The sequence below is a fragment of the Methylobacterium sp. Gmos1 genome (assembly GCF_053764715.1).
Genome location: NZ_JBSNCC010000006.1, coordinates 224,051 through 244,765, shown reverse-complemented (window position 1 = coordinate 244,765; position 20,715 = coordinate 224,051). Strand labels below are relative to the sequence as shown.

22 protein-coding genes are annotated in these 20,715 nt (G+C 71.3%); 15 read left to right on the top strand and 7 right to left on the bottom strand.

Features of this window, described 5'->3' with window-relative positions; translation table 11 throughout:
* The first annotated feature begins 46 nt into the window (after positions 1 to 46).
* Positions 47 to 1,465, top strand: a complete 1,419-nt coding sequence (locus ACS5PV_RS14970) for a pyridoxal phosphate-dependent decarboxylase family protein (protein ID WP_455396120.1) — start codon at positions 47 to 49, stop codon at positions 1,463 to 1,465.
* A 61-nt stretch (positions 1,466 to 1,526) separates the two neighbouring features.
* The gene (locus ACS5PV_RS14965; RefSeq protein ID WP_455396119.1) at positions 1,527 to 1,835 is read left to right on the top strand and encodes a HigA family addiction module antitoxin; all 309 of its coding nucleotides are present in this window, start codon (positions 1,527 to 1,529) and stop codon (positions 1,833 to 1,835) included.
* An 8-nt stretch (positions 1,836 to 1,843) separates the two neighbouring features.
* On the opposite strand, the gene ACS5PV_RS14960 is transcribed toward ACS5PV_RS14965, so the two are convergent.
* Complete coding sequence (locus ACS5PV_RS14960) at positions 1,844 to 2,458, bottom strand: TetR/AcrR family transcriptional regulator (RefSeq protein WP_455396118.1); 615 nt, start codon at positions 2,456 to 2,458, stop codon at positions 1,844 to 1,846.
* A 104-nt stretch (positions 2,459 to 2,562) separates the two neighbouring features.
* Between ACS5PV_RS14960 and ACS5PV_RS14955 the strand changes: the two genes are divergently transcribed.
* The 3 genes from ACS5PV_RS14955 to ACS5PV_RS14945 all read left to right on the top strand — a co-directional run bounded on the left by ACS5PV_RS14955 (position 2,563) and on the right by ACS5PV_RS14945 (position 4,250).
* Complete coding sequence (locus ACS5PV_RS14955) at positions 2,563 to 3,486, top strand: SDR family oxidoreductase (RefSeq protein WP_455396117.1); 924 nt, start codon at positions 2,563 to 2,565, stop codon at positions 3,484 to 3,486.
* A gap of 199 nt (positions 3,487 to 3,685) precedes the next feature.
* Entirely contained in the window at positions 3,686 to 3,961 is a 276-nt protein-coding gene (locus ACS5PV_RS14950) for a type II toxin-antitoxin system ParD family antitoxin (protein WP_455396116.1), read from the top strand.
* On the top strand, positions 3,954 to 4,250 hold the full coding sequence (locus ACS5PV_RS14945; RefSeq protein ID WP_455396115.1) for a type II toxin-antitoxin system RelE/ParE family toxin: 297 nt from the start codon (positions 3,954 to 3,956) through the stop codon (positions 4,248 to 4,250). Before ACS5PV_RS14950 ends, ACS5PV_RS14945 begins: the two co-directional genes overlap by 8 nt.
* Before the next feature lie 94 nt (positions 4,251 to 4,344).
* On the opposite strand, the gene ACS5PV_RS14940 is transcribed toward ACS5PV_RS14945, so the two are convergent.
* From ACS5PV_RS14940 to larC, 5 genes are all read right to left on the bottom strand, one after another.
* Entirely contained in the window at positions 4,345 to 4,563 is a 219-nt protein-coding gene (locus ACS5PV_RS14940; protein ID WP_455396114.1) for a hypothetical protein, read from the bottom strand.
* Positions 4,564 to 4,643: 80 nt separating this feature from the next.
* Positions 4,644 to 5,771, bottom strand: a complete 1,128-nt coding sequence (locus tag ACS5PV_RS14935) for an aldo/keto reductase (protein WP_455396113.1) — start codon at positions 5,769 to 5,771, stop codon at positions 4,644 to 4,646.
* 22 nt (positions 5,772 to 5,793) lie between these two features.
* A complete protein-coding gene (gene larB, locus ACS5PV_RS14930) occupies positions 5,794 to 6,471 on the bottom strand; it encodes a nickel pincer cofactor biosynthesis protein LarB (protein WP_455396112.1) in 678 nt (225 codons plus the stop codon).
* A complete protein-coding gene (locus ACS5PV_RS14925; protein WP_455396111.1) occupies positions 6,468 to 7,295 on the bottom strand; it encodes an adenine nucleotide alpha hydrolase in 828 nt (275 codons plus the stop codon). The genes larB and ACS5PV_RS14925 overlap by 4 nt, the downstream gene beginning before the upstream one ends.
* Positions 7,292 to 8,584 carry a nickel pincer cofactor biosynthesis protein LarC gene (larC, locus tag ACS5PV_RS14920; protein ID WP_455396110.1) on the bottom strand — a complete coding sequence of 431 codons (1,293 nt, stop codon included), beginning with the start codon at positions 8,582 to 8,584 and terminating at the stop codon, positions 7,292 to 7,294. The genes ACS5PV_RS14925 and larC overlap by 4 nt, the downstream gene beginning before the upstream one ends.
* 215 nt (positions 8,585 to 8,799) lie before the next feature.
* Here larC and ACS5PV_RS14915 point away from each other — a divergent pair, with 215 nt between their 5' ends.
* From ACS5PV_RS14915 to atpC, 10 genes are all read left to right on the top strand, one after another.
* Complete coding sequence (locus ACS5PV_RS14915; RefSeq protein ID WP_455396109.1) at positions 8,800 to 10,383, top strand: aldehyde dehydrogenase (NADP(+)); 1,584 nt, start codon at positions 8,800 to 8,802, stop codon at positions 10,381 to 10,383.
* A 100-nt stretch (positions 10,384 to 10,483) separates the two neighbouring features.
* Complete coding sequence (locus ACS5PV_RS14910) at positions 10,484 to 10,717, top strand: DUF2171 domain-containing protein (protein ID WP_455396108.1); 234 nt, start codon at positions 10,484 to 10,486, stop codon at positions 10,715 to 10,717.
* 394 nt (positions 10,718 to 11,111) lie between these two features.
* Positions 11,112 to 12,335, top strand: a complete 1,224-nt coding sequence (locus tag ACS5PV_RS14905) for a hydantoinase/carbamoylase family amidase (protein ID WP_455396107.1) — start codon at positions 11,112 to 11,114, stop codon at positions 12,333 to 12,335.
* 14 nt (positions 12,336 to 12,349) lie between these two features.
* The gene (locus tag ACS5PV_RS14900; protein WP_455396106.1) at positions 12,350 to 12,841 is read left to right on the top strand and encodes a glutathione peroxidase; all 492 of its coding nucleotides are present in this window, start codon (positions 12,350 to 12,352) and stop codon (positions 12,839 to 12,841) included.
* Between the two features lie 254 nt (positions 12,842 to 13,095).
* A complete protein-coding gene (locus ACS5PV_RS14895; RefSeq protein WP_455396105.1) occupies positions 13,096 to 13,797 on the top strand; it encodes a DsbA family protein in 702 nt (233 codons plus the stop codon).
* A 370-nt stretch (positions 13,798 to 14,167) separates the two neighbouring features.
* Positions 14,168 to 14,740: a F0F1 ATP synthase subunit delta gene (locus ACS5PV_RS14890; protein WP_455396104.1), complete on the top strand. Its 573-nt coding sequence runs from the start codon at positions 14,168 to 14,170 to the stop codon at positions 14,738 to 14,740.
* 61 nt (positions 14,741 to 14,801) lie between these two features.
* Positions 14,802 to 16,331 carry a F0F1 ATP synthase subunit alpha gene (gene atpA / locus ACS5PV_RS14885; RefSeq protein ID WP_455396103.1) on the top strand — a complete coding sequence of 510 codons (1,530 nt, stop codon included), beginning with the start codon at positions 14,802 to 14,804 and terminating at the stop codon, positions 16,329 to 16,331.
* 31 nt (positions 16,332 to 16,362) lie between these two features.
* A complete protein-coding gene (locus tag ACS5PV_RS14880) occupies positions 16,363 to 17,250 on the top strand; it encodes a F0F1 ATP synthase subunit gamma (protein ID WP_455396102.1) in 888 nt (295 codons plus the stop codon).
* Between the two features lie 25 nt (positions 17,251 to 17,275).
* On the top strand, positions 17,276 to 18,733 hold the full coding sequence (gene atpD, locus ACS5PV_RS14875) for a F0F1 ATP synthase subunit beta (protein ID WP_455396101.1): 1,458 nt from the start codon (positions 17,276 to 17,278) through the stop codon (positions 18,731 to 18,733).
* Between the two features lie 80 nt (positions 18,734 to 18,813).
* Positions 18,814 to 19,215, top strand: coding sequence for an ATP synthase F1 subunit epsilon (gene atpC / locus ACS5PV_RS14870; protein ID WP_455396100.1), 402 nt, complete (start codon positions 18,814 to 18,816; stop codon positions 19,213 to 19,215).
* 71 nt (positions 19,216 to 19,286) lie between these two features.
* On the opposite strand, the gene ACS5PV_RS14865 is transcribed toward atpC, so the two are convergent.
* The gene (locus tag ACS5PV_RS14865; RefSeq protein WP_455396099.1) at positions 19,287 to 20,666 is read right to left on the bottom strand and encodes a sulfatase-like hydrolase/transferase; all 1,380 of its coding nucleotides are present in this window, start codon (positions 20,664 to 20,666) and stop codon (positions 19,287 to 19,289) included.
* Between the last annotated feature and the right edge of the window lie 49 nt (positions 20,667 to 20,715).

The following is a 20,715-nucleotide window of genomic DNA, read 5'->3' as shown; positions in this document are numbered from 1 at the left end:
AACCCCCGGCCGGGCACCGGAATGCCGGGCCGGCGGGAGGAAGGGCATGGACGACGAGACGTTTCGGGCCTGGGCGCACCGGGCCGCCGACTGGTCGGTGGATTACCTGGCGGGCGTCGGCGAGCGGCCGGTGCGGGCGCAGGTGGCGCCGGGCGAGATCTTCCGCCAGCTCCCGGCGGAGCCCCCGGCCGCGGGCGAGCCGATGGAGGCCATCTTCTCCGACCTCGACCGGGTGGTGATGCCGGGCATGACCCACTGGCAGCACCCGCGCTTCTTCGCCTACTTCCCGGCCAACGCGAGCCCGCCCTCCCTGGTGGCGGAGTTCGTGACCGCGGCGCTCGCGGCGCAGTGCATGCTCTGGCAGACCTCGCCGGCGGCGACCGAGCTCGAGACCCGGGTGATGGACTGGCTGCGCCGGATGATCGGCCTGCCCGAGGGCTTCTCCGGCGTGATCCAGGATTCGGCCTCGGGCGCCACGCTGGCCGCGCTGCTCACCGCCCGCGAGCGGGCGCTCGGCTTCACCGGCAACGCCAAGGGCCTCGCCGGCGGGCCGGTCTTGCGGGTCTACGCCTCGGCGCAGGTGCATTCCTCGGTCGACAAGGCGGTCCGCATCGCCGGCTTCGGCGACGCCAACCTGGTGCGGATCCCGGTGACCGGCCCGCTCCACGGCATGGATCCGGACGCCCTCGACGCGGCGATCCGGGCCGACCGGGAAGCGGGGCATACGCCCGCCGCGATCGTCGCCTGCCTCGGCGGCACCAGCATCGGCGCCTGCGATCCGCTCGAGGCTGTCGCCGCGGTGGCGCAGCGGCACGGGGTCTTCCTCCACGTCGACGCCGCCTGGGCCGGCAGCGCGATGATCTGCCCCGAGTTCCGCGACCTAATGCGGGGGGCGGAAGCCGCCGACAGCCTGGTGTTCAACCCGCACAAGTGGCTGTTCACCCATTTCGACTGCTCGGCGCATTTCGTGCGCGACCCGAAGGCGCTCACCGACACGCTCGGCATCCGCCCGCCCTTCCTGCGCACGCTCGGCCAGGACGGCTTCGTCGACTACAACGAGTGGTCGATCCCGCTCGGGCGCCGCTTCCGCGCACTGAAGCTGTGGTTCGTGGTCCGGCACTACGGCGTCGAGGGCCTGCGGGGCATGATCCGCGACCACGTCGCCTGGGCGCGCGAGCTCGCCGGGCTGATCGCGAAAGATCCCGATTTCGAGCTGACGACCGAGCCGATCCTGTCGCTGTTCACCTTCCGCTACGCGCCGTCCGGCGCCGGCGACCTCGACGCGCTGAACGCGCGGCTCGTCGAGCGCATCAACGACGACGGCCGCACCTACCTGACCCAGACCCGCCACGAGAACCGCTTCGTCATCCGCTTCCAGGTCGGCCAGACCACCACGACGCGGGAGGACGTGATGATCGCGTGGGCGGCGGTGCGGGAGATCGCAGCGGGGTTGCGGGCGGGGTGAGCCGCTTGCCCTTGCGGCATCTTCCCGTCATGCTCGCGGCGGCATTCGAGGATCGTCACCGATGACCGGCAATCCGCTGCTCGCCGGCCTCGCGCCGACATCTCCGGGCGAGATCCTGCGCGAGGACATCCTCCCGGCGGTGAATCTGCCGAAGACCGAGATCGCCCGCCGGCTCGGCATCTCGCGCCAGACGCTCTACGACCTGATCGAGGAACGACAGCCGGTCACGCCCGCCATGGCCTTGCGCCTCGGCCGGCTGTTCGGCAACGCCCCTGAATTCTGGGCCAACCTCCAGCGCGACCACGACCTGCGCACCCTGGAGGTGCGCATGGCGAGCGAATTGGCCGCCATCGAGCCGGTCGCCGCCTGAGCGACCGGCTAAGAGCCGACGACCCCGCACAGCTCGGCGGCGATCTGCGCGAACGCGTCCTCGATGAAGGGCGCGGCGCCCTGGTCGCCGCCGGCCTGGATCCAGGCCTCGATCGCCAGGCGCATCGCCCCGAGGGACACCATCGCGACGAGGCGCAGCGCGTGGCTGCGCGCCGGGTCGGGCCAGCGCTCGACGAGGGCGGCGTGCAGCGCCTGCTCCTGGAGGCCGTAGCTTGCCTGCTTGCGCGCCTTGAGGGTCTCGCTCGTGCGCATCACCCGGTCGATGCCGATGAATTCCTGGGTGCGGATGCCGGCGGCAAGCTGCAGCAGCGCGTCGCGCACCACCGCGATCGGCGCCCGGTCGGCCGGCTGCGCCAGCACCGCCTCGCGCAGCTGCGCGCTGAACCCGCGCATCTGCCATTCCAGCAGGATCTCCTCCTTCGACTTGAAGTAGGAGAAGAACGTCCGGCGCGAGATGCCGGCGGCCTCCGCGATGGCGTCGAGCGTCGTCGCCTCGTAGCCGCGCTCGCCGAACAGCCGCAGGCCGGTCTCGGCGATGCGCCGCAGCGTCTCCTGCCGCTTGCGCGCGCGCAGGCCCTCGGGCTTCGGGGGTTCGCTCTCCATGAGGATCTTCTCGCACGCCGGTCCCCCCTTGAGAAGTTGCACGCGGTGCAGTAATAATTTTGCACCGAGTGCGATCATGCACTGGGTGAAAGGGAGTCTCGGCGATGTCGGGATGGAGAGCGTCGGACATGCCGTCCCAGGCGGGACGCACCGCGATCGTGACCGGCACCGGCGGCCTCGGCTTCGAGGATGCCCTGGCTCTGGCCCGCGCGGGCGCCGCGGTGATCGTCGCCGGGCGCAACCCGGACAAGGGCGCGGCGGCCCTCGCGCGGATCCGTCAGGCGGTGCCGGAGGCGGCCGTGACGTTCGAGCCCCTGGATCTCGCCAGCCTCGCCTCCGTCGCCGCCTTCGCCGAGCGGATGGCGGGAAGCCGCGACCGGATCGACATCCTCATCAACAACGCCGCGGTGATGGCCCCGCCGACACGGCAGGTCTCCGCCGACGGCTACGAGCTGCAATTCGCCACCAACCATCTCGGCCACGTCGCCCTCACCGCGCGCCTGCTGCCGCTGCTGCGCCGGGCCCGCGCCCCGCGGGTGGTGTCGCTGTCGAGCGTCGCGGCCCGCGGCGGGCGCATCGCCTTCGACGACCTCCAGGCGGCGCGCGCCTACCGGCCGATGGCGGCCTACAGCCAGTCGAAGCTCGCCTGCCTGATGTTCGGCCTCGAATTGCAGCGCCGCAGCGAAGCCGGCGGCTGGGGGCTGGCGAGCCTCGCCGCGCATCCGGGCGTCGCCCGCACCGACCTCCTGCCGAACGGTGCCGGCCCTCGCAGCCTCGCCGGCCTGGCGCGCACCTATCTGTGGTTCCTGTTCCAGCCCGCCGACCGGGCCGCCCTGCCAACGCTCTACGCCGCGACGGCGCCGAACGCCGCCGGCGGCGCCTATTACGGGCCGGTGCATCTCTCCGAGACCCGCGGCGCGCCCGGTCCCGCCCGGGTCCCGGCCCGGGCGCTGGACGAGGCGGCCGCCGCGCGGCTGTGGGAGGTGTCCGAGCGCCTCGCCGGCGTCCGCTTCCCGGAGGCCCGATGACCCCGATCCTCGCCCGGTTCGTCACCGCCGCCCTGCTCGGCGCGGTGTCGTTAGCGAATCTTCACCCCTGCGCCGCGGCGGCGGCCGGGCGGCCGGAGAGCGCGGCCATCCTCCGCGACGCGAGGGTTGCCGACGCCACGGCATCTCCTGGCCGACGATAGCACAAAATGATACTTTGCCCCGTTTAAGGGGACACGCCATGGCATCGAGCTACACGCTGGGAGAGCATTACGAGCGTTTCGTGAAGGGGTTGGTGGAGAGTGGCCGCTACGCGTCCGCCAGCGAAGTGATGCGCGATGGGCTGCGGCTGATGGAAGAGCGCGAGCAGATGCGCGCTGCCAAGCTGGAGGCCCTGCGACGCGACATTCAGGAAGGCTTCGACAGCGGACCGGTCGAGCCGCACGACATGGCTGCGCTAAAGGCAGAGGCGCGCGCTCAGCGCAGCCGCCGCAACAAAGACGCGGCGCGTGGCTAACCTCGTCCGGCGTCCACGTGCTCGACGGGACCTCCTTGAGATCTGGAATTTCATCGCCGAAGCCAACGAGGCGGCGGCCGACGGTGTTCTCGATCGGATCGAGGCCGCGCTGGTCATGCTGGCGGAGAATCCGCTTGCCGGCCGGGCTCGGCCGGACTTGGCGGCTTCGCTTCGCAGCTTCCCTGCCGGGAGCTACTTGATATTTTATCAACCGATCGAGCGCGGAATTGAAATCGTCCGCATCTTGAGCGGTTACCGCGACATACGACAAGGCGAGTTCCAGGAGTGACCGCAGCGGCCTCTTGCTCCTGGTCAGGGATCGCCCGATGTCATCGGCCGAGATGCACACGATGACAAGTGTCGCCAAGAGCGGTGTGCCCCGCTCACCCTCGCTTCTGTGTCGGCGGGCAGCGCAGGACCGCCTCCACCTCCTCGCGCGACTTGCCCCGCACGGCGTAGCCCATCGCCTCGAAGCGCTCGATCAGGGCCGGGCTGTCCTCGGCCGTGCAGGCGGCCCAGGCGGCGAGGCGCTCGTTCATCGTCAGCAACTCGGCGGACGGGTTGCGGGGCGGGGCGGTGTCGTTCGCAGGGGTGTCGATCATGGGGGCGGTCTCGTGCCGGCGTGAAGACGAGGGTCAACGCGCCGGCCGCCGTCATGGTTGTGTCTTAAATCCGCGCCGCCTCACTCCATGGTCGGGGCGAGCTTCTTCACCCCCGGCACGTCCTCGCCGAGCCAGGCGGCGTTCTTGGCGGTGCCGTCGAAGGTGGCACTCGTCTTGAACAGCTCGTACTTGCCTTCCAGCGCGTAGGGACGGCTGCGGTTCAGGAGTTCCGCCACCGCCGCCTTGTCCATCGGCTTGAAGGTCTTCACCGCCTCGAAGGCCTGGTCGAGGTCGCGCTGGTTCTGGATGCCGGTGATCACGACCGAGGTCGGCAGGTTGAGCGAGAAGTGCAGGTACTCGATCGGCTTGATGGCTGCGTCGCTCTTCAGGATCACCCCGTCGCCGAAGGTCTTCATCGCGAGTGCCGCGATGCCGTTCTGGACGAGGTAGGGCAGCACGAGGTGGCCGAAGCTGCGGAAATGCGCGTCCATCACGTTGATCGGCATCTGCACCGAATCGAAGTGGAAGCCGCGCTCGGCCGCGACTTCGAGCATCTGGAGGTGGATGCGCGGGTCCTTGTGGCCGGTGAAGCCGATGTAGCGCAGCTTGCCCGCCTTCTTCGCCTCCTCGAACGCCTCCATGGCGCCGCCCTCGGCGAAGACCCGGTCGGGATCGTCGTAGCGCAGGATCTCGTGGTGCTGGACGAGGTCGATCCGGTCGGTGCGCAGGCGGCGCAGCGACTGGTCGATCTGCTTCATCGCCTCCTGCTTGGTCCGCCCGTCCATCTTGGACATCAGGAAGACCTTGTTGCGGTACCCGTTCTGCTCGAGGGCGATGCCCATCCGCTCCTCGGAGCGGCCCTCGTTGTAGTCCCAGCAATTGTCCATGAAGGTGATGCCGCGGTCGACGCCCTCATGGATCAGTCGCGTCGCCTCGGCGTCGGTCACGGCGCCCTTGCCGAGGTGGAAGCCGCCCATGCCGATCGCCGAGATCTTCTCGCCCGTCCGGCCGAAGGACCGGTAGAGCATCTCGCCCCGGCGCTCGCCGGGATCGGTGACGAAGGGCAGGTCGGCGGGGTCGTTCGGCCGGGTGCCCGGCAAGGGACCGGAGCTGGGAGGGGGCGGATTGTTCACGGCCGCCCCCGCGCTGCTGGTGACCGCGAGGCCGGCGCCGAGGGCCGCGCCTTGCAGGAAGCTGCGACGTTCCATGGCGATTCTCCTGGGGTGAGGGTCATCGGGAGACCTCCGCGAGCCGGGTTGCGGCGTGGAGCAGGCGCAGGGCCGCGCAGGCGGCGCCGTAGCCGTTGTCGATGTTGACGACCGCGATGCCGGGAGCGCAGCTCGCCAGCACCGCGTCGAGGGCGGCGCGGCCCCCCTCGGCGACGCCGTAGCCGACCGAGGTCGGCACCGCGATCACCGCGCCGGCGACGAGGCCGCCGAGCACGCTCGGCAGGGCGGCGTCCATGCCGGCGGCGCAGATCACCACCGGATGGGCCCGGATCTCCTCGATCCGCCGGGTCAGCCGCCACAGGCCCGCGACGCCGACATCGGCGATCAGCGTCGTGGCGTGACCCTGGTAGGCGAGCGTGCGCTCGGCCTCGCGGGCCACCGGCACGTCGGACGTGCCGGCCGCCACGATGGCGATGCGGGCGGGGTCCTCGATCCGCTTCGCCGCGCCGAAGAACGCGGTGCGCGAGACCGGGCAGTAATCGAGCCGGTCCCTGTAGCGCAAAGCCGCGTGCCGCTCCGGGTCGAGGCGGGTGACGAGGAAGCGCGCGCCGCGCTCGTCCGCCGCCGCCAGGATGGCGTCGATCTGCGCCGGCGACTTGCCCGCGGCGAACACCGCCTCTTCGAGGCCGATCCGCTCGGTTCGGGCGAAGTCGAGGGTGAATTCGTCCTGGATGCTCACCGTGGCGGCCCTCCGGGTCGCAAACCTCCCGTCAGGAAGGCGCTGCCGGTGCGGTAGGGCGCGAAGGAGACCGGCGCGTCCGACAGCCGGGCCGGCGCGCGCGCGGCGATGCGCCGGCCGAGATCGGCTTGCGCCGCTTCGGGCAGGCTGGCGAGGCTCTGGGCATCGAGCTCGACCACGATGCCGGCGGCGCGCACCCGGCAGCGCACGGCGCGTTTCGCGCCCGAGACCTCCAGATCCTCGCCGACCAGCCGCTCGACGGCGTGGATGAAGGCCAGCGTCTCGGGCTCGATGCGGATGCCGGTCTCGACCCGGCTCGACAGGCAGGGCGCGGCGGGCAGCTCCGCCACGGCGCCGAGGCCGAGGTCGCGGGCGAGCGCCCGCACCATCGCCTTGCTGAAGGAGGCTTCCACGAAGGGGTGGCGCACCCCGTGCTCGCGGGCGGCGTCGAGGCCGGGGCGGTACTCGCCGAGGTCGTCGAGGTTGGCGCCCGACACGATCTGCCGCTCGGTCACCCGGCGGATCGCCCCGTAGAGGTTGGTCTTGCAGAAGAAGCAGCGGTTGACCGGATTCTCGCGGTAGGCCGGGTCGGCGAACTCGCCGGCCTCGATCACCCGCAGGCGCCAGCCCTCGCGGGCGGCCTCCGCCCGCACCCGCTCCGTCGCCTCGCCGGGCACGGCGGGCGAGACGGCGTGGACCATCAGGGGCGGCTCGGGCGCGGTCCGATGGCCGATCGTCGCCAGCGTCAGGCTGTCGACCCCGCCGCTCACCGCGACGGCGATCGGGCCGAGGCCCGAGATGACGGATTCGAGGCTCGCGCTCATCGCTCGTCCTCTGGCAAGTCGAGGGCCAGGCGCTCGGCCTCGCGGCGCAGGGCCTGGCGGGCGGCGTGGCCCTCCGCGGCGATCGCGTCGTCGGCCTCCGCCTTGGCGGTGCGCCCGCCCGGCCGCACGACGCTCTTCACCCTGACCGTCTTCCCCGCCACCGCGACGGTGTCGAGCCGCCGCGTCAGCGCCGCCCCCGAGACGGTGTGGTGGCGCAGGCCGATCGTGGTGGTCTCGCGAAAGCAGGCCTCGATCGCCTCCTCGATCGCGTCGGCCCGGGCCAGCGCCCGGACATGGGTCATCATCCGGCCCTTCTTGCCGAAGACCGGCATCTGCACGACGTCGAAGATCTTCGGGTGCGCCCGCAACCGGTCGAGCCCCATCGCGAGGTCCTCCGCCGACTGGTCGTCGACCTCGAACTCGATGATGCCGAGCTCGCGATGGCCGGGCGACCCGGTCTCGCCCTGCTCCTCGAAGGCCAGCACCCGCAGCACGTTGCTGATCCCCGGCAGCACCCGGGTGCCGAAGCCGAGGCCGCTGCGCAGGAGTCGCCGCGGCCCGCTCCTGCGGGCCTGCCCGCCGCAGAGATGGCGCAGGATCGCCGCGCCCGTCGGGGTGACGCGCTCGCCCGGCACGCCGTCGTCGAGGGTGAGGAAGCCTTCGAGCAGGAGCGCGGTCGCCGGGGCCGGGACCGGCAGCGGCCCGTGCTGGGTCCGCACCCGGCCGGAGCCGAGGGGCAGGGCCGAGACGGACCAGGCGGTCGCACGAATCGCGTCGATCAGGTGCGCCGCCGCGACGATGTCGGCGATCGAATCCCAGGCGCCGACCTCGTGGAACGCCACCTCCTCGACCGGGATGCCGTGCACCCGGGCCTCGGCCTGCGCCAGGTGCCCGAAGATCGCGAGCGCGTGGGCGAGCACGGCCGGCGCCAGCCCGCAGCCTTCGAGGTCGCGGCGGATGCCGGACCAGTGCCGGTGCGCGTGGCCGCCGCCGTGATGGCCGTGATGATGGTGATGATGGCCGTGATCGTGGTGGTGATGATCGCCGTGGTGGTGGGCGTGCCCGTCCGCCGGCCGGTCCGGCGCCTCGCCCTCGGGGCCGGTCACGGCGAAGCGCCGCCCTTGCAGCACGCCGTCGCCGTGGGCGAGGACCGCGCAGGCGGTGCGGCCGCGGCTTGCCCGCGCCACGCTCTCGCGCATGCCGGCCTCGTGCTCCGGAAAGGCATCGAGGAGCGCCGCCACGAGCATGTCGCCGGCCACACCCCCGACGGCGTCGAGATGTATCTGCATCGGGTCCTTCGTCCCGGCGTTGGACCTCGCGCCGGTCGGGGGCACATCGGCCCGTGCGGGCCGGCGGCAAGCGCCGACCCCTCGGGACAGACCGTCGCAGCGGGGCGACGCGAATCCGGGAGCGGCGTGGATTTTTCCGCCCGCCCCGGTGGATCGCCCCGGCCCGAAGGCGCATAAGCCCGGCCAAACACACCATCCTGGAGAGGACGCGACCCATGCCCATCACCGGAGAGAACCTGATCGGCGCCGCCGCCCGCAGCAGTGAGGGCGAGAGCTTCCGCGCCGTCGAGGCCGCCACCGGCAACCACCTGGAGCCGGCGTTCGCCTCGGCGACGGCATCGGATGTCGAGCGGGCCTGCGCGCTCGCCGCCGAGGCCTTCGACACCTACCGCGAGACCTCGCTGGAAGACCGTGCCCGTTTCCTCGAGGCGGTGGCCGACGCCATCGTGGCGATCGGCGACGAGCTGATCGTGCGCTGCATGGCCGAGAGCGGCCTGCCGCGGGCGCGCCTGGAGGGCGAGCGCGGCCGCACGGTCGGCCAGCTCAAGATGTTCGCCGGCGTGGTGCGCGACGGCGGCTTCCTGGAGGCCCGGGTCGATCCGGCGCAACCCGAGCGCAAGCCGCTGCCGCGCCCCGACCTGCGCCTGCGCCAGATCGGCGTCGGCCCGGTGGCGGTGTTCGGCGCCTCGAACTTCCCGCTCGCCTTCTCGGTCGCCGGCGGCGACACGGCGTCGGCGCTCGCCGCCGGCTGCCCGGTGGTGGCCAAGGCCCACCCGGCCCATCCGGGCACCTCGGAGCTCGTCGGCCGCGCCGTGCAGGCGGCGGTGAAGCAATGCGGCCTGCCGGAGGGCGTGTTCTCGCTGCTGATGGATTCCGGCATCGCCGTCGGCCAGGCGCTGGTCGCCGATCCGCGAATCGCCGCGGTCGGCTTCACCGGCTCGCGCCGCGGCGGCGTCGCGCTGATGCAGGCCGCCGCCGCGCGCAACGTCCCGATCCCGGTCTACGCCGAGATGAGCAGCATCAACCCGGTCGTCCTGCTGCCGGCGGCGTTGGAGGCCCGCGGCCGCGACATCGGCCGCGCCTTCGTCGGGTCGCTCACCCTCGGCTCGGGCCAGTTCTGCACCAATCCCGGCCTGATCCTGGCGGTCGAGGGCGCGGGCCTCGACGGCTTCCTTGAGGCCGCCTCCGCCGGCCTCAAGGAGACCCAGGCCGCCACGATGCTGACGCCCGGCATCCACAAGGCCTATTGCGCCGGCGTCGCGGCGCTGGAAGCGAACCCGGCCGTGACCACGCTGGCGCGGGGGCTCGCCGGCGGCACGCACCAGGGCCAGGCGGCGCTCTTCTCCACCACCGCCGAGGCCTTCCTCGCCGATCACAACCTCGCCGAGGAGGTGTTCGGCGCCGCCTCGCTGGTCGTGCGCTGCCCCGACCTCGCGACGATCCGGGCGGTGCTGGAGCGGCTGGAAGGCCAGCTGACGGCGGCTCTCCACCTCGACGAGGCCGATCACGAGGCCGCCCGGGCGCTCATGCCGGTGCTGGAGCGCCGGGTCGGGCGCATCCTGGTCAACGGCTTCGGCACCGGCGTCGAGGTCGGCCACGCCATGGTGCATGGCGGGCCCTACCCGGCGACCTCGGACGGCCGCACCACCTCGGTCGGCAGCCTGGCGATTGACCGCTTCCTGCGCCCGGTGAGCTACCAGGACCTGCCCGATGCCCTGCTGCCGGCGGCGTTGAAGGACGGCAACCCGCTCAAGCTGTGGCGTCGGGAGGACGGCAAGGTCGTGGCGCCGAAGGCCTGACGTCCCTCGATGCCTGCGGGAGGCCCGCGCGGCCTCCCGCCTTCCAGGAACCTGCCGGAAGTATCCTCGTTGATCGCCGCACCACGTCGAGGAGCGCGCGATGATCGATCTCAGCAGCATCAAGGAGCACATGCCGGTCGTCGGCTCCGACGGCGGGCATGTCGGCACGATCGACCACCTCGACGGCCAGCGGATCAAGCTGACGAAGACCGACCCGGCGGCGGGCGGCCACCACCACTTCATCCACGTCGATTCGATCGCCAGCGTCGAGGGCGGGCAGGTGCGCCTCAACCGTACCACCGCCGAGGCCCGGGACGAGTGGGCGACGGCCTGACCCCATCCCGGCAACATCCTCCGGCGGTAGCGCGCGAGAGGATGCAACCGGAGGCGAGGGGCTTGCGTTAGGTTAATGATCCTGAACGAAAAAAGGCCGCCCTGCGAGAAGGCGGCCCAAGTCCAGGGAGGAAACGCCCGAGGAGGGCGCGAGCAGCGCAGCGGCATCGCCACCGCCCTGCACTCGGACAAACCCTGTCCGCTGCCGCGTGGTTCCCGAGCCGGCACTGGTACCAAGGTCCGCTCCGGCGGGCCTTCTTTTTGCCGTGATGGACGCGGCGGGGCTTCTCCCGCTTGTTATAGCTTGACCGGGAGAGCCCTGGTACGGATCCTGCCTCGAACAGGCCTGTGCCCGACCGCCGCGGTCCGGGGCAGCCAGGGGGGTAGCGAGCACCATGCGGGCGATCGACACGCAGGCCTTCCTCGAGGATCTCCACGACCTGCGCGCGATCGGCCGCTTCCGCACCGGCGTGCACCGTCCGACCTATTCCCCGCAGGACATGGAATCCCGCCGCTGGCTGATGCGGCGCCTGGCGGAATGCGGGCTCGCGCCCTCCATCGACGGCGTCGGCACCGTGCTGGGGCGCCATCGGGGCGAGGGCCCGCACCTCCTCGTCGGCAGCCACATCGAGAGCCAGAACGAGGCCGGCTGGCTCGACGGGGCGCTGGGCGTGGTGGCGGGCCTCGCGCTCGCCCGGGCCGGGCTGCCGGTCGACGTCGTCGCCTTCGCCGACGAGGAGGGGCATTTCGACGTCGGCTTCCTCGGCAGCCGCTCGGCCATCGGCGAGGTCACGGAGGCCGAGATCGACGCGAGCCGCAACCGCACCGACGGCACGCCTCTGCGCGAGGCCTTGCAGGCCGCCGGCCTCGCCGGCCTGCCGCGGATGCAGCTGGAGGCGGGGCGCTACCGCGGCTTCCTGGAGATGCATATCGAGCAGGGCACGCAGCTCGAATCGACGGGTCTGCGCCTCGGCGTCGTCACCGGCATCGTGGCGATCTGGCAGTGGCGGATCGTGATCGAGGGCGCGCAGGACCATGCCGGCGGCACCACCATGGCCGAGCGCCGCGACGCCGGCCTGACCGCCGTGCGGCTGCTCGCCGCCATCGACGCGGCGATGCCGGGGGTCTGCGGCGAGCGCAGCACCTGGACCACCGGCCGCATCACCCTCGATCCCGGCGCGCCGAGCATCATCCCGGGGCGGGCCGAGATCCTGTTCCAGTTCCGCGACGTGTCGGTGCCGGTGCTGGAGCGGATGGAGGCGACGTTGCGGGCGCTGATCCGCGAGAGCAACCGGCGCGAGCGCTGCACCGCGACCCTGCACGCGCTCTCCTGCAACACCCCGGCCCTGTGCGATCCCGGCCTGATGGCGGCCCTGTCGGAGGCGGCCGAGGCCCTGTGCCCCGGCGGCTGGCAGACGATGCCGTCGGGTGCGGGCCACGACGCCCAGAACGTCGCCAAGGTGATGCCCGCCGCGATGCTGTTCGTGCCCTCGATCGGCGGCATCAGCCACCACTGGTCCGAGGACACCAAGGAGGAGGACCTGGCGCTCGGCGTGCGGGTGCTCGGGGCGGCGGCCGAGCGGGTGCTGGCGGACGGGAAGACCCCGGCCGCGGGGTAAGGCATAACGGGCCGATGAGCACGGTCCACGATTTTATCCCCGCCGCACCTGACGGCACGCCCCACCCGCTGGCGCAGTACCGCGGGCGGGTGCTCCTCGTCGTCAACACCGCCTCGGCCTGCGGCTTCACCCCGCAATATGCCGGGCTGGAGGCCCTGTGGCGCCGCCACCGCGACGAGGGCCTCGTGGTGCTGGGCTTTCCCTGCAACCAGTTCGGCGCCCAGGAGCCGGGCGATGCCGCGGAGATCGCCCGGTTCTGCACCCTGAAATACGACGTCAGCTTCCCGCTGTTGGCCAAGGTTGAGGTGAACGGGACGAGAGCCGAGCCGCTCTTCGATTATCTCAAGTGGGCGAAGCCCGGGCTTTTCGGCACGCAGGCGATCAAGTGGAACTTCACCAAGTTTCTGGTCGGTCGCGACGGGAGGGTGATCGCGCGCTACGCCCCGCGGGTGACGCCGGCGGCGCTGGAGACGGCGGTGCGGAAGGCGCTGGCGGAGACGACTTGATGCTTCACCAGGTCCAATACGCCAAAGAATAAAGCGCGGGATCCCCTCTCCCACTCGGGAGAGGGGAGACGCGCTTTAACTTCAACGTTGAAGGGTATAATTGGTCGCGGCATCGCGCGGCCGGGCCAGGTGTGTAGATCGGGACTGGACAACGGCAGCAAGGGCCTCGCCGGGCGCACAGCCATCATCCGGCCAAAATGGCCGAGCTAGACGTGAGGGGTGACGACAGCCCGTCGCGCGTTGGAAGTCCATCGATGTCGCTCTCCCGCCGCACCCTCCTCGCCGCCTCCCTGGCGGCCGTTCCCGCCCTCGCCAGCAAGGCCCGGGCGCAGGCCGAGGGCCAGTGGCGTGCGGTGACCGGGGACGCCGGCCAGCCGATCCCCAACACCCGTCTGCCGGGCGAGCTCGCCTCGGAGATCGGGCGGCTGCGCGGCGTGACCTGGCTCGGGCCGCGGGAGGCCTCGGTCACCCTCTTCGAATTCTTCGACTACAACTGCCCGTGGTGCCGGGCGGCGGCGCGTGACCTCGACGACCTCGTCAAGGCCAGCCCGGACCTGCGCATCGGCCTCGTCAACAACCCGATCCTGTCGGTGCAGTCGGCCCAGGCCGCCAAGGTGGCGCTGGCCGTGCAGCGCGCCGGCGGCTCGGGCGAGACCGCGAAGCTCTACGCCGCGCTTCTCGGCCCCGGCACGTCCGGGCGCAACGACGGGCCTCGCGCCCTGGAGGCGGCGGCGCGGCTCGGCCACGATCGGGCGGCGATCGAGCAGGCGGCGGATTCCGACGAGGTGCGCGAGGCGCTGAAACGGCAGATGAGCCTCGCGGCCAATCTCGGCCTGCACGCCACCCCGTCCTACGTCGTCGGCACCTCGGCGCTGCTCGGCTATCCGGGGCCCAAGAGCCTCGCCCGGGTGCTCGCCAACGTCGCCGAGTGCGACGAGATCGCCTGCGCCAGCTGAGATCCTCGAATCCGTGAAATGACTCGGAAACCGTCCTGAAACCTCCGCGACCGGGCCGTCGCGGAGGCGAGCCCCCGCCCGGCTCGCCCGAAAAGCGCAATCCGACCATCGTCGAAGCGCCGCCCCGCCCGCGCAACCGCGAGGCGCCGGATGGGTTTAAGCTCACGGCCCGCCTCGCGATTGCCGCGCCTCCGCTCGCCTTGCGCCCCTTAAAAACCCATGCTAGGCCGGCGCCGCGCCGGGGGAGGGGGCTGTCTTCTCGCGCCGGAGCCTTTCCCATCATCGACGGGCCGCGCGCCGCCGCCGCTCCACTCCAGACCGGTGCGATCCGGCCGGACCCGTCGGGCCAGGACATGAAGAGAGAGCGCTGGTGGCTCAGAACGCATCGGAATCGGGTTCTCCCCTGGCGGGCGTCGCCGGGCGGTACGCCTCGGCGTTGTTCGAGCTCGCCCGAGAGGAGCGGGCCGTCGACGCGGTGGCCGAGGGGCTCGACCGGTTCGACGCCCTGCTGACCGAGAGCGCGGACCTGCGCCGCCTCGTGCGCAGCCCGGCCTTCTCGGCCGAGGACCAGGTCAAGGCGATCGAGGCGGTGCTGGCCAAGTCCGGCATCGGGGGTCTCGCCGCCAACTTCATCCGCCTGTCGGCCGCCAACCGCCGGCTCTTCGCCCTGCCGGACATGATCCGCGCCTACCGCGAGCTGGTGCGCGAGTCGAAGGGCATCGTGCGCGCCGAGGTCCGGCTCGCCGAGAAGCCCTCCGACGCGGTGCTCCAGGACATCAAGGCGTCCCTGAAGGACGTCGCGAAGGCCGAGGTCGACCTCGATCTGCGCATCGACCCGAGCCTGATCGGCGGCATCGTCGTCAAGCTCGGCTCGCGCATGGTCGACGCCTCCCTGCGCACCAAGCTCAACAGCATTCGCCTGGCGATGCAGGGCGCCCGCTAAGGGCCCCGCACCCGCCGCTTCCACAACAACGTCCGATACGAACGAACGAGGGAAGGTCCAGATGGACATCCGTGCCGCCGAGATCTCCGCCATCCTGAAGGAGCAGATCAAGAACTTCGGCCAGGAGGCCGAGGTCACCGAGGTCGGTCAGGTGCTGTCGGTCGGCGACGGCATCGCCCGCGTCTACGGCCTCGACAACGTCCAGGCCGGCGAGATGGTCGAGTTCGAGTCGGGCGTGCGCGGCATGGCCCTGAACCTCGAGCAGGACAACGTCGGCGTCGTGATCTTCGGCTCCGACCGCGAGATCAAGGAAGGCCAGACCGTCAAGCGCACCGGCGCGATCGTGGACGTGCCGGTCGGCAAGGGCCTGCTCGGCCGCGTCGTCGACGCGCTGGGCAACCCGATCGACGGCAAGGGCCCGATCGTCGCCGAGAAGCGCAGCCGGGTCGACGTGAAGGCGCCGGGCATCATCCCGCGCAAGTCGGTGCACGAGCCGATGGCGACCGGCCTCAAGGCGATCGACGCCCTGATCCCGATCGGCCGCGGCCAGCGCGAGCTCATCATCGGCGACCGCCAGACCGGCAAGACCGCGGTGGCGCTCGACACCATCCTGAACCAGAAGCCGGCCCATGCCGGCACCGACGAGAAGGCCAAGCTGTACTGCGTCTACGTCGCGGTCGGCCAGAAGCGCTCCACCGTCGCGCAGTTCGTGAAGGTGCTCGAGGATAACGGCGCGCTGGAATACTCCATCGTCATCGCCGCCACCGCCTCGGACGCCGCCCCGATGCAGTTCCTGGCGCCCTTCGCCGGCTGCGCCATGGGCGAGTACTTCCGCGACAACGGCATGCACGCCGTGATCGTGTACGACGACCTGTCGAAGCAGGCCGTGGCCTACCGCCAGATGTCGCTGCTGCTGCGCCGTCCGCCGGGCCGCGAGGCGTATCCGGGCGACGTGTTCTACCTGCACTCCCGCCTGCTCGAGCGCGCCGCCAAGATGGGCGACGCCGCCGGCAACGGCTCGCTGACCGCGCTGCCGGTCATCGAGACCCAGGCCAACGACGTCTCGGCCTACATCCCGACCAACGTGATCTCGATCACCGACGGCCAGATCTTCCTCGAGACCGATCTGTTCTACCAGGGCGTGCGCCCGGCGGTGAACGTCGGCCTCTCGGTGTCGCGCGTCGGCTCCGCCGCCCAGACCAAGGCGATGAAGTCGGTCGCCGGCAAGATCAAGGGCGAGCTGGCGCAGTACCGCGAGATGGCGGCCTTCGCGCAGTTCGGCTCGGACCTCGACGCCTCGACCCAGAAGCTGCTCAACCGCGGCGCCCGCCTGACCGAGCTCCTGAAGCAGCCGCAATTCTCGCCGCTGAAGATGGAAGAGCAGGTCGCGGTGATCTACGCCGGCGTGAACGGCTACCTCGACACGGTCCCGGTCAACCGGGTCCGCGCCTTCGAGGACGGCCTGCTCTCGACCCTACGCACCCGCCACGCCGACCTGCTCGACACGATCCGCTCCTCGAAGGAGCTGTCGGCCGACAGCGGCGCCAAGCTGAAGGGCGTGGTCGAGTCCTTCGCCAAGTCGTTCCAGTAAGCTTTAGGCTCGACAGCTAAGGGACTCTCCGATGCCGAGTCTGAAGGACCTGCGCAATCGCATCACCTCGGTGAAGGCGACCCAGAAGATCACCAAGGCGATGCAGATGGTCGCCGCCGCCAAGCTGCGCCGGGCGCAGAATGCGGCGGAGAGCGCCCGGCCCTACGCCGAGCGCATGGCCCAGGTGCTCGGCAATCTCGCCGCCAACCTGACCCCCGGGGCGGAGACGCCCCGGCTGCTCTCCGGGACGGGCCAGGACCGCACCCACCTGCTCCTCGTCTGCACCGCCGAGCGCGGCCTGTGCGGCGCGTTCAACTCCTCGATCGCGCGGCTCGCCCGCGACCATGCCCGCCGCCTGATGGCGCAGGGCAAGACGGTCAAGATCATCTGCGTCGGCAAGAAGGGCTACGACGTCCTGCGTCGCGAGTTCCGCGACCAGATCGTCGAGCTGATCGAGCTGCGCGGCGTGCGCCAGCTCGGCTTCGAGAACGCGGAGACAATCGCCCGCAACCTGCTCGGCCGCTACGACGCGGGCGAGTTCGACGTCGCCACCTTGTTCTACTCGCGCTTCCGTTCGGTGATCGCCCAGATCCCGACGGCGCAGCAGATCATCCCGGCGGAGATCGCCCCGTCCGAGACCGCGACCACCGGCGCCTCGGCCGACGCCGTCTACGAGTACGAGCCGGGCGAGGGCGAGATCCTCGCCGCCCTTCTCCCGAAGAACCTCACCGTTCAGATCCTCCGGGCGCTCCTGGAGAACGCGGCCTCCGAGCAGGGCGCGCGCATGGGCGCCATGGACAGCGCCACGCGCAACGCCGGCGAGATGATCAAGAAGCAGACCTTGATCTACAACCGGACGCGCCAGGCGATGATCACCAAGGAGCTGATCGAGATCATCTCGGGCGCCGAGGCGCTCTGACCGCACGCAATCAGGGATTAGCATCATGGCGAACACTGCCACCCCCGGCGCCGGCTCGAACAAGACCGGCCACATCACCCAGGTCATCGGCGCGGTCGTCGACGTGCAGTTCGAGGGCCACCTGCCCGAGATCCTGAACGCCCTCGAGACCAAGAACAACGGCAACCGCCTCGTCCTCGAGGTCGCGATGCAGCTCGGCGAGAACACCGTGCGCTGCATCGCCATGGACACCTCCGAGGGCCTGGTCCGCGGCCAGGAGGTCACCGATACCGGCGCGCCGATCCGCGTGCCCGTCGGCGCCAACACGCTCGGCCGCATCATGAACGTCATCGGCGAGCCGATCGACGAGGCCGGCGAGATCAAGTCCGAGTCGCTCCGCGCCATCCACCAGCCGGCCCCGTCCTACGCCGAGCAGTCGACCGAGGCGCAGATCCTCGTCACCGGCATCAAGGTGGTGGACCTGCTCGCTCCCTACGCCAAGGGCGGCAAGATCGGCCTGTTCGGCGGCGCCGGCGTCGGCAAGACCGTGCTCATCATGGAGCTCATCAACAACATCGCGAAGGCCCACTCGGGCTACTCGGTGTTCGCGGGCGTCGGTGAGCGGACCCGCGAGGGCAACGACCTCTACCACGAGATGATCGAGTCCAAGGTGAACATGGACCCCAAGGAGCACGGCTCCGCGGAAGGCTCCAAGTGCGCCCTGGTCTACGGCCAGATGAACGAGCCCCCGGGCGCCCGCGCCCGCGTCGCGCTGACCGGCCTCACCGTCGCCGAGCATTTTCGCGACGAGGGCCAGGACGTGCTGTTCTTCGTCGACAACATCTTCCGCTTCACGCAGGCGGGCTCCGAGGTGTCGGCGCTGCTCGGCCGCATCCCCTCGGCGGTGGGCTACCAGCCGACGCTCGCCACCGACATGGGCGCCCTCCAGGAGCGCATCACCACCACCACCAAGGGCTCGATCACCTCGGTGCAGGCGATCTACGTGCCGGCCGACGACCTGACCGACCCGGCGCCCGCCACCTCGTTCGCCCACCTCGACGCGACGACCGTGCTGTCGCGCTCGATCGCCGAGAAGGGCATCTACCCGGCGGTGGATCCGCTCGACTCGACCTCGCGCATGCTGTCGCCGGCGATCCTCGGCGAGGAGCACTACAATGTCGCCCGCCGCGTCCAGCAGGTGCTGCAGCGCTACAAGGCGCTCCAGGACATCATCGCGATCCTGGGCATGGACGAGCTGTCCGAGGAGGACAAGCTGACGGTCGCCCGCGCCCGCAAGATCGAGCGCTTCCTGAGCCAGCCGTTCCACGTCGCCGAGATCTTCACCGGCTCGCCGGGCAAGCTCGTGGCGCTCGAGGACACCATCAAGGGCTTCAAGGGCCTGGTGGACGGCGAGTACGACAGCCTCCCGGAGGCCGCCTTCTACATGGTCGGCTCGATCGAGGAGGCCAAGGAGAAGGCCCAGCGCCTCGCCGCCGCGGCCTGATCGGCAGCGACCTCAAACGGGCTCGGCCTCACGGCCGGGCCCTTTCGCGCGTCTGACGAAACCGGAAACGACCTGACCCCATGGCCACCTTCCAGTTCGACCTCGTCGGCCCCGAGCGGATCCTGTATTCCGGCCCGGTCGATGCCGTGCAGCTTCCGGGCTCCGAGGGCGAGATGACGGTGCTGCCCGGGCACGCGCCCGTGCTCACCACCCTCAAGACCGGCATGCTGGTCATTACCGAGAGTCCGCAGCACGGCAAGCGGGTGCTGGTGCGCGGGGGCTTCGCCGAGATCAACGCCACCTCGCTGACGGTGATCGCCGAGCGCGCGACCCCGCTCGAGGAGCTGACCCCGGCGATCATCGACGCCGACATCGCGGCGGCCGAGATGCTCTACGACGCCACCGACGATTACGACCGCAAGCTCGAGCTCGAAGGCCAGATCGCGCAGCTGCGCGAGGCCAAGGTGGCGCTGAGCTTCTGACCGGGATCACACCGACCCGAGGTTTCGAGAGGGCGGCGGGAGCGCGATGGCTCCCGCCGCCCTCTTCGCGTTCACGGCAGCGCCGCGGTGGCGACCGGGATCGGCGCGAGCCGGATCCACGGCACCCGGCCGGGCTCGAACGCGTCGCGGGCCTTCCGCCGCCACAGGGGCGGGGCGTGGTCGCCGACGAGCATGATCTCGGTGCCCGGATGGGCCCGCGCGATCCGCGACACCGCCGCGAACACGTCCTGCCAGATCTCCACCATCAGGCAGACCTCGCGGTCGGCGAAGGGACTGCCCGGGCGCCCGCAGGCGTAGCGCGGCGTCCCCCCGCCCGGCGCCACCGGCACGTGCGAGTTCAGGGTGAGCCAGTAGACGAAGGCGGGCCCGGGCGCCGCCAGTTCGGCCTCGACCGCCGCCGCCACGTCGGTGTCGCAGGGACCCGGGAAGGGGCCGCCGCAGGCCCTGGCGAACCGGGGCGCCAGGGCCTCGCCGAACAGGCTCTCCTGGAAGCCGGCGAGCGGGTACCACTGGGCGCGGCCGTAGAAGCCGGCATGGTAGCCGTGGACCGAGACCGTCCGGTAGCCGCGAGCGATGAACTTTTCCGGCAGGCAGGTCGGGTCGTCCTCGTTGAAGACCTCGCGGTGCGAGCGGTAGGTGCGGCACAGCTCGCGCATCTCGCCCGAGGCGGTGGCCCCGAAGAAGGCGCTGGTTCCGGTCGTGACCGTGTAGAGCTGGCGCAGGGCCGGATCGTCGAACGGCGCCGTCAGGATCGCGCGCTGGCCGGCATCGCGCAGGAGGCCCAGGCTCTCGACCATCACCATCAGGACCCGGCGCGGCGGCCGGGCCTGGTCGACCAGGGCGCCGAACCCGGAGGCGAGGCTGCCCGATTCGAACGGCTGGCCGACGCTCGCGAGCGACCCGAAATCGTAGGCCGTGGAGCCGTTGGCCAGGCCGTCGCCGACGAGCAGCGCGGCCGCCGCCACCGCGAAGACCGCGCGGCTGCCCCGGCGCATCGCCGGGCCGGCCCATAGCAGGAAGGCCAGGTAGGCGAGGGCGAGGCCGGCGGCCGCGGCGGCGCCGGCGGCGTAGGCGGGCGTCGCCAGGAGCGTCGCCAGCGTGTCGGCATCAATCAGGTGCAGGAGCGCGTCGGGATCGAGGAAGAACATCCGCCCGACGGCGAAAGCGAGGTCGAACAGCATCGCCGGCAGGGCGAGCAGCACCAGCGCCCAGCCCGGAAGCAGGCCGCCCAGGAGGGCGATCGCCCCGTAGAGCGCGATGGCGCCGGTGCGGGCCGGCACGCCCGCGACGGTACAGGCGGCGAGCGCCAGGGCGTTCGGCAGCACGAGGCCGCCGAAGAGGAGGAGCAGGCTCGGCTGGACGAGAACCGAGGAGCATCCAAGCGACCGCGAGGTCGCGGCGATGGCTGCGAGGCCATGACGGAAGGGCATGTCGGCCTTCTAGCCCGACGCTCGTTAATGCGGCCCTCGGATTCGGTAA

Excerpts from the sequence above, each read along its gene's own strand:
- ACS5PV_RS14970 (WP_455396120.1), top strand. The coding sequence starts at position 47 with ATGGACGACGAGACGTTTCGGGCCTGGGCGCACCGGGCCGCCGACTGG.
- ACS5PV_RS14965 (WP_455396119.1), top strand. The coding sequence starts at position 1,527 with ATGACCGGCAATCCGCTGCTCGCCGGCCTCGCGCCGACATCTCCGGGC.
- ACS5PV_RS14960 (WP_455396118.1), bottom strand. The coding sequence starts at position 2,458 with ATGGAGAGCGAACCCCCGAAGCCCGAGGGCCTGCGCGCGCGCAAGCGG.
- ACS5PV_RS14955 (WP_455396117.1), top strand. The coding sequence starts at position 2,563 with ATGTCGGGATGGAGAGCGTCGGACATGCCGTCCCAGGCGGGACGCACC.
- ACS5PV_RS14950 (WP_455396116.1), top strand. The coding sequence starts at position 3,686 with ATGGCATCGAGCTACACGCTGGGAGAGCATTACGAGCGTTTCGTGAAG.
- ACS5PV_RS14940 (WP_455396114.1), bottom strand. The coding sequence starts at position 4,563 with ATGATCGACACCCCTGCGAACGACACCGCCCCGCCCCGCAACCCGTCC.
- ACS5PV_RS14935 (WP_455396113.1), bottom strand. The coding sequence starts at position 5,771 with ATGGAACGTCGCAGCTTCCTGCAAGGCGCGGCCCTCGGCGCCGGCCTC.
- ACS5PV_RS14925 (WP_455396111.1), bottom strand. The coding sequence starts at position 7,295 with ATGAGCGCGAGCCTCGAATCCGTCATCTCGGGCCTCGGCCCGATCGCC.
- larC (WP_455396110.1), bottom strand. The coding sequence starts at position 8,584 with ATGCAGATACATCTCGACGCCGTCGGGGGTGTGGCCGGCGACATGCTC.
- ACS5PV_RS14915 (WP_455396109.1), top strand. The coding sequence starts at position 8,800 with ATGCCCATCACCGGAGAGAACCTGATCGGCGCCGCCGCCCGCAGCAGT.
- ACS5PV_RS14910 (WP_455396108.1), top strand. The coding sequence starts at position 10,484 with ATGATCGATCTCAGCAGCATCAAGGAGCACATGCCGGTCGTCGGCTCC.
- ACS5PV_RS14905 (WP_455396107.1), top strand. The coding sequence starts at position 11,112 with ATGCGGGCGATCGACACGCAGGCCTTCCTCGAGGATCTCCACGACCTG.
- ACS5PV_RS14900 (WP_455396106.1), top strand. The coding sequence starts at position 12,350 with ATGAGCACGGTCCACGATTTTATCCCCGCCGCACCTGACGGCACGCCC.
- ACS5PV_RS14895 (WP_455396105.1), top strand. The coding sequence starts at position 13,096 with ATGTCGCTCTCCCGCCGCACCCTCCTCGCCGCCTCCCTGGCGGCCGTT.
- atpA (WP_455396103.1), top strand. The coding sequence starts at position 14,802 with ATGGACATCCGTGCCGCCGAGATCTCCGCCATCCTGAAGGAGCAGATC.
- ACS5PV_RS14880 (WP_455396102.1), top strand. The coding sequence starts at position 16,363 with ATGCCGAGTCTGAAGGACCTGCGCAATCGCATCACCTCGGTGAAGGCG.
- atpD (WP_455396101.1), top strand. The coding sequence starts at position 17,276 with ATGGCGAACACTGCCACCCCCGGCGCCGGCTCGAACAAGACCGGCCAC.
- atpC (WP_455396100.1), top strand. The coding sequence starts at position 18,814 with ATGGCCACCTTCCAGTTCGACCTCGTCGGCCCCGAGCGGATCCTGTAT.
- ACS5PV_RS14865 (WP_455396099.1), bottom strand. The coding sequence starts at position 20,666 with ATGCCCTTCCGTCATGGCCTCGCAGCCATCGCCGCGACCTCGCGGTCG.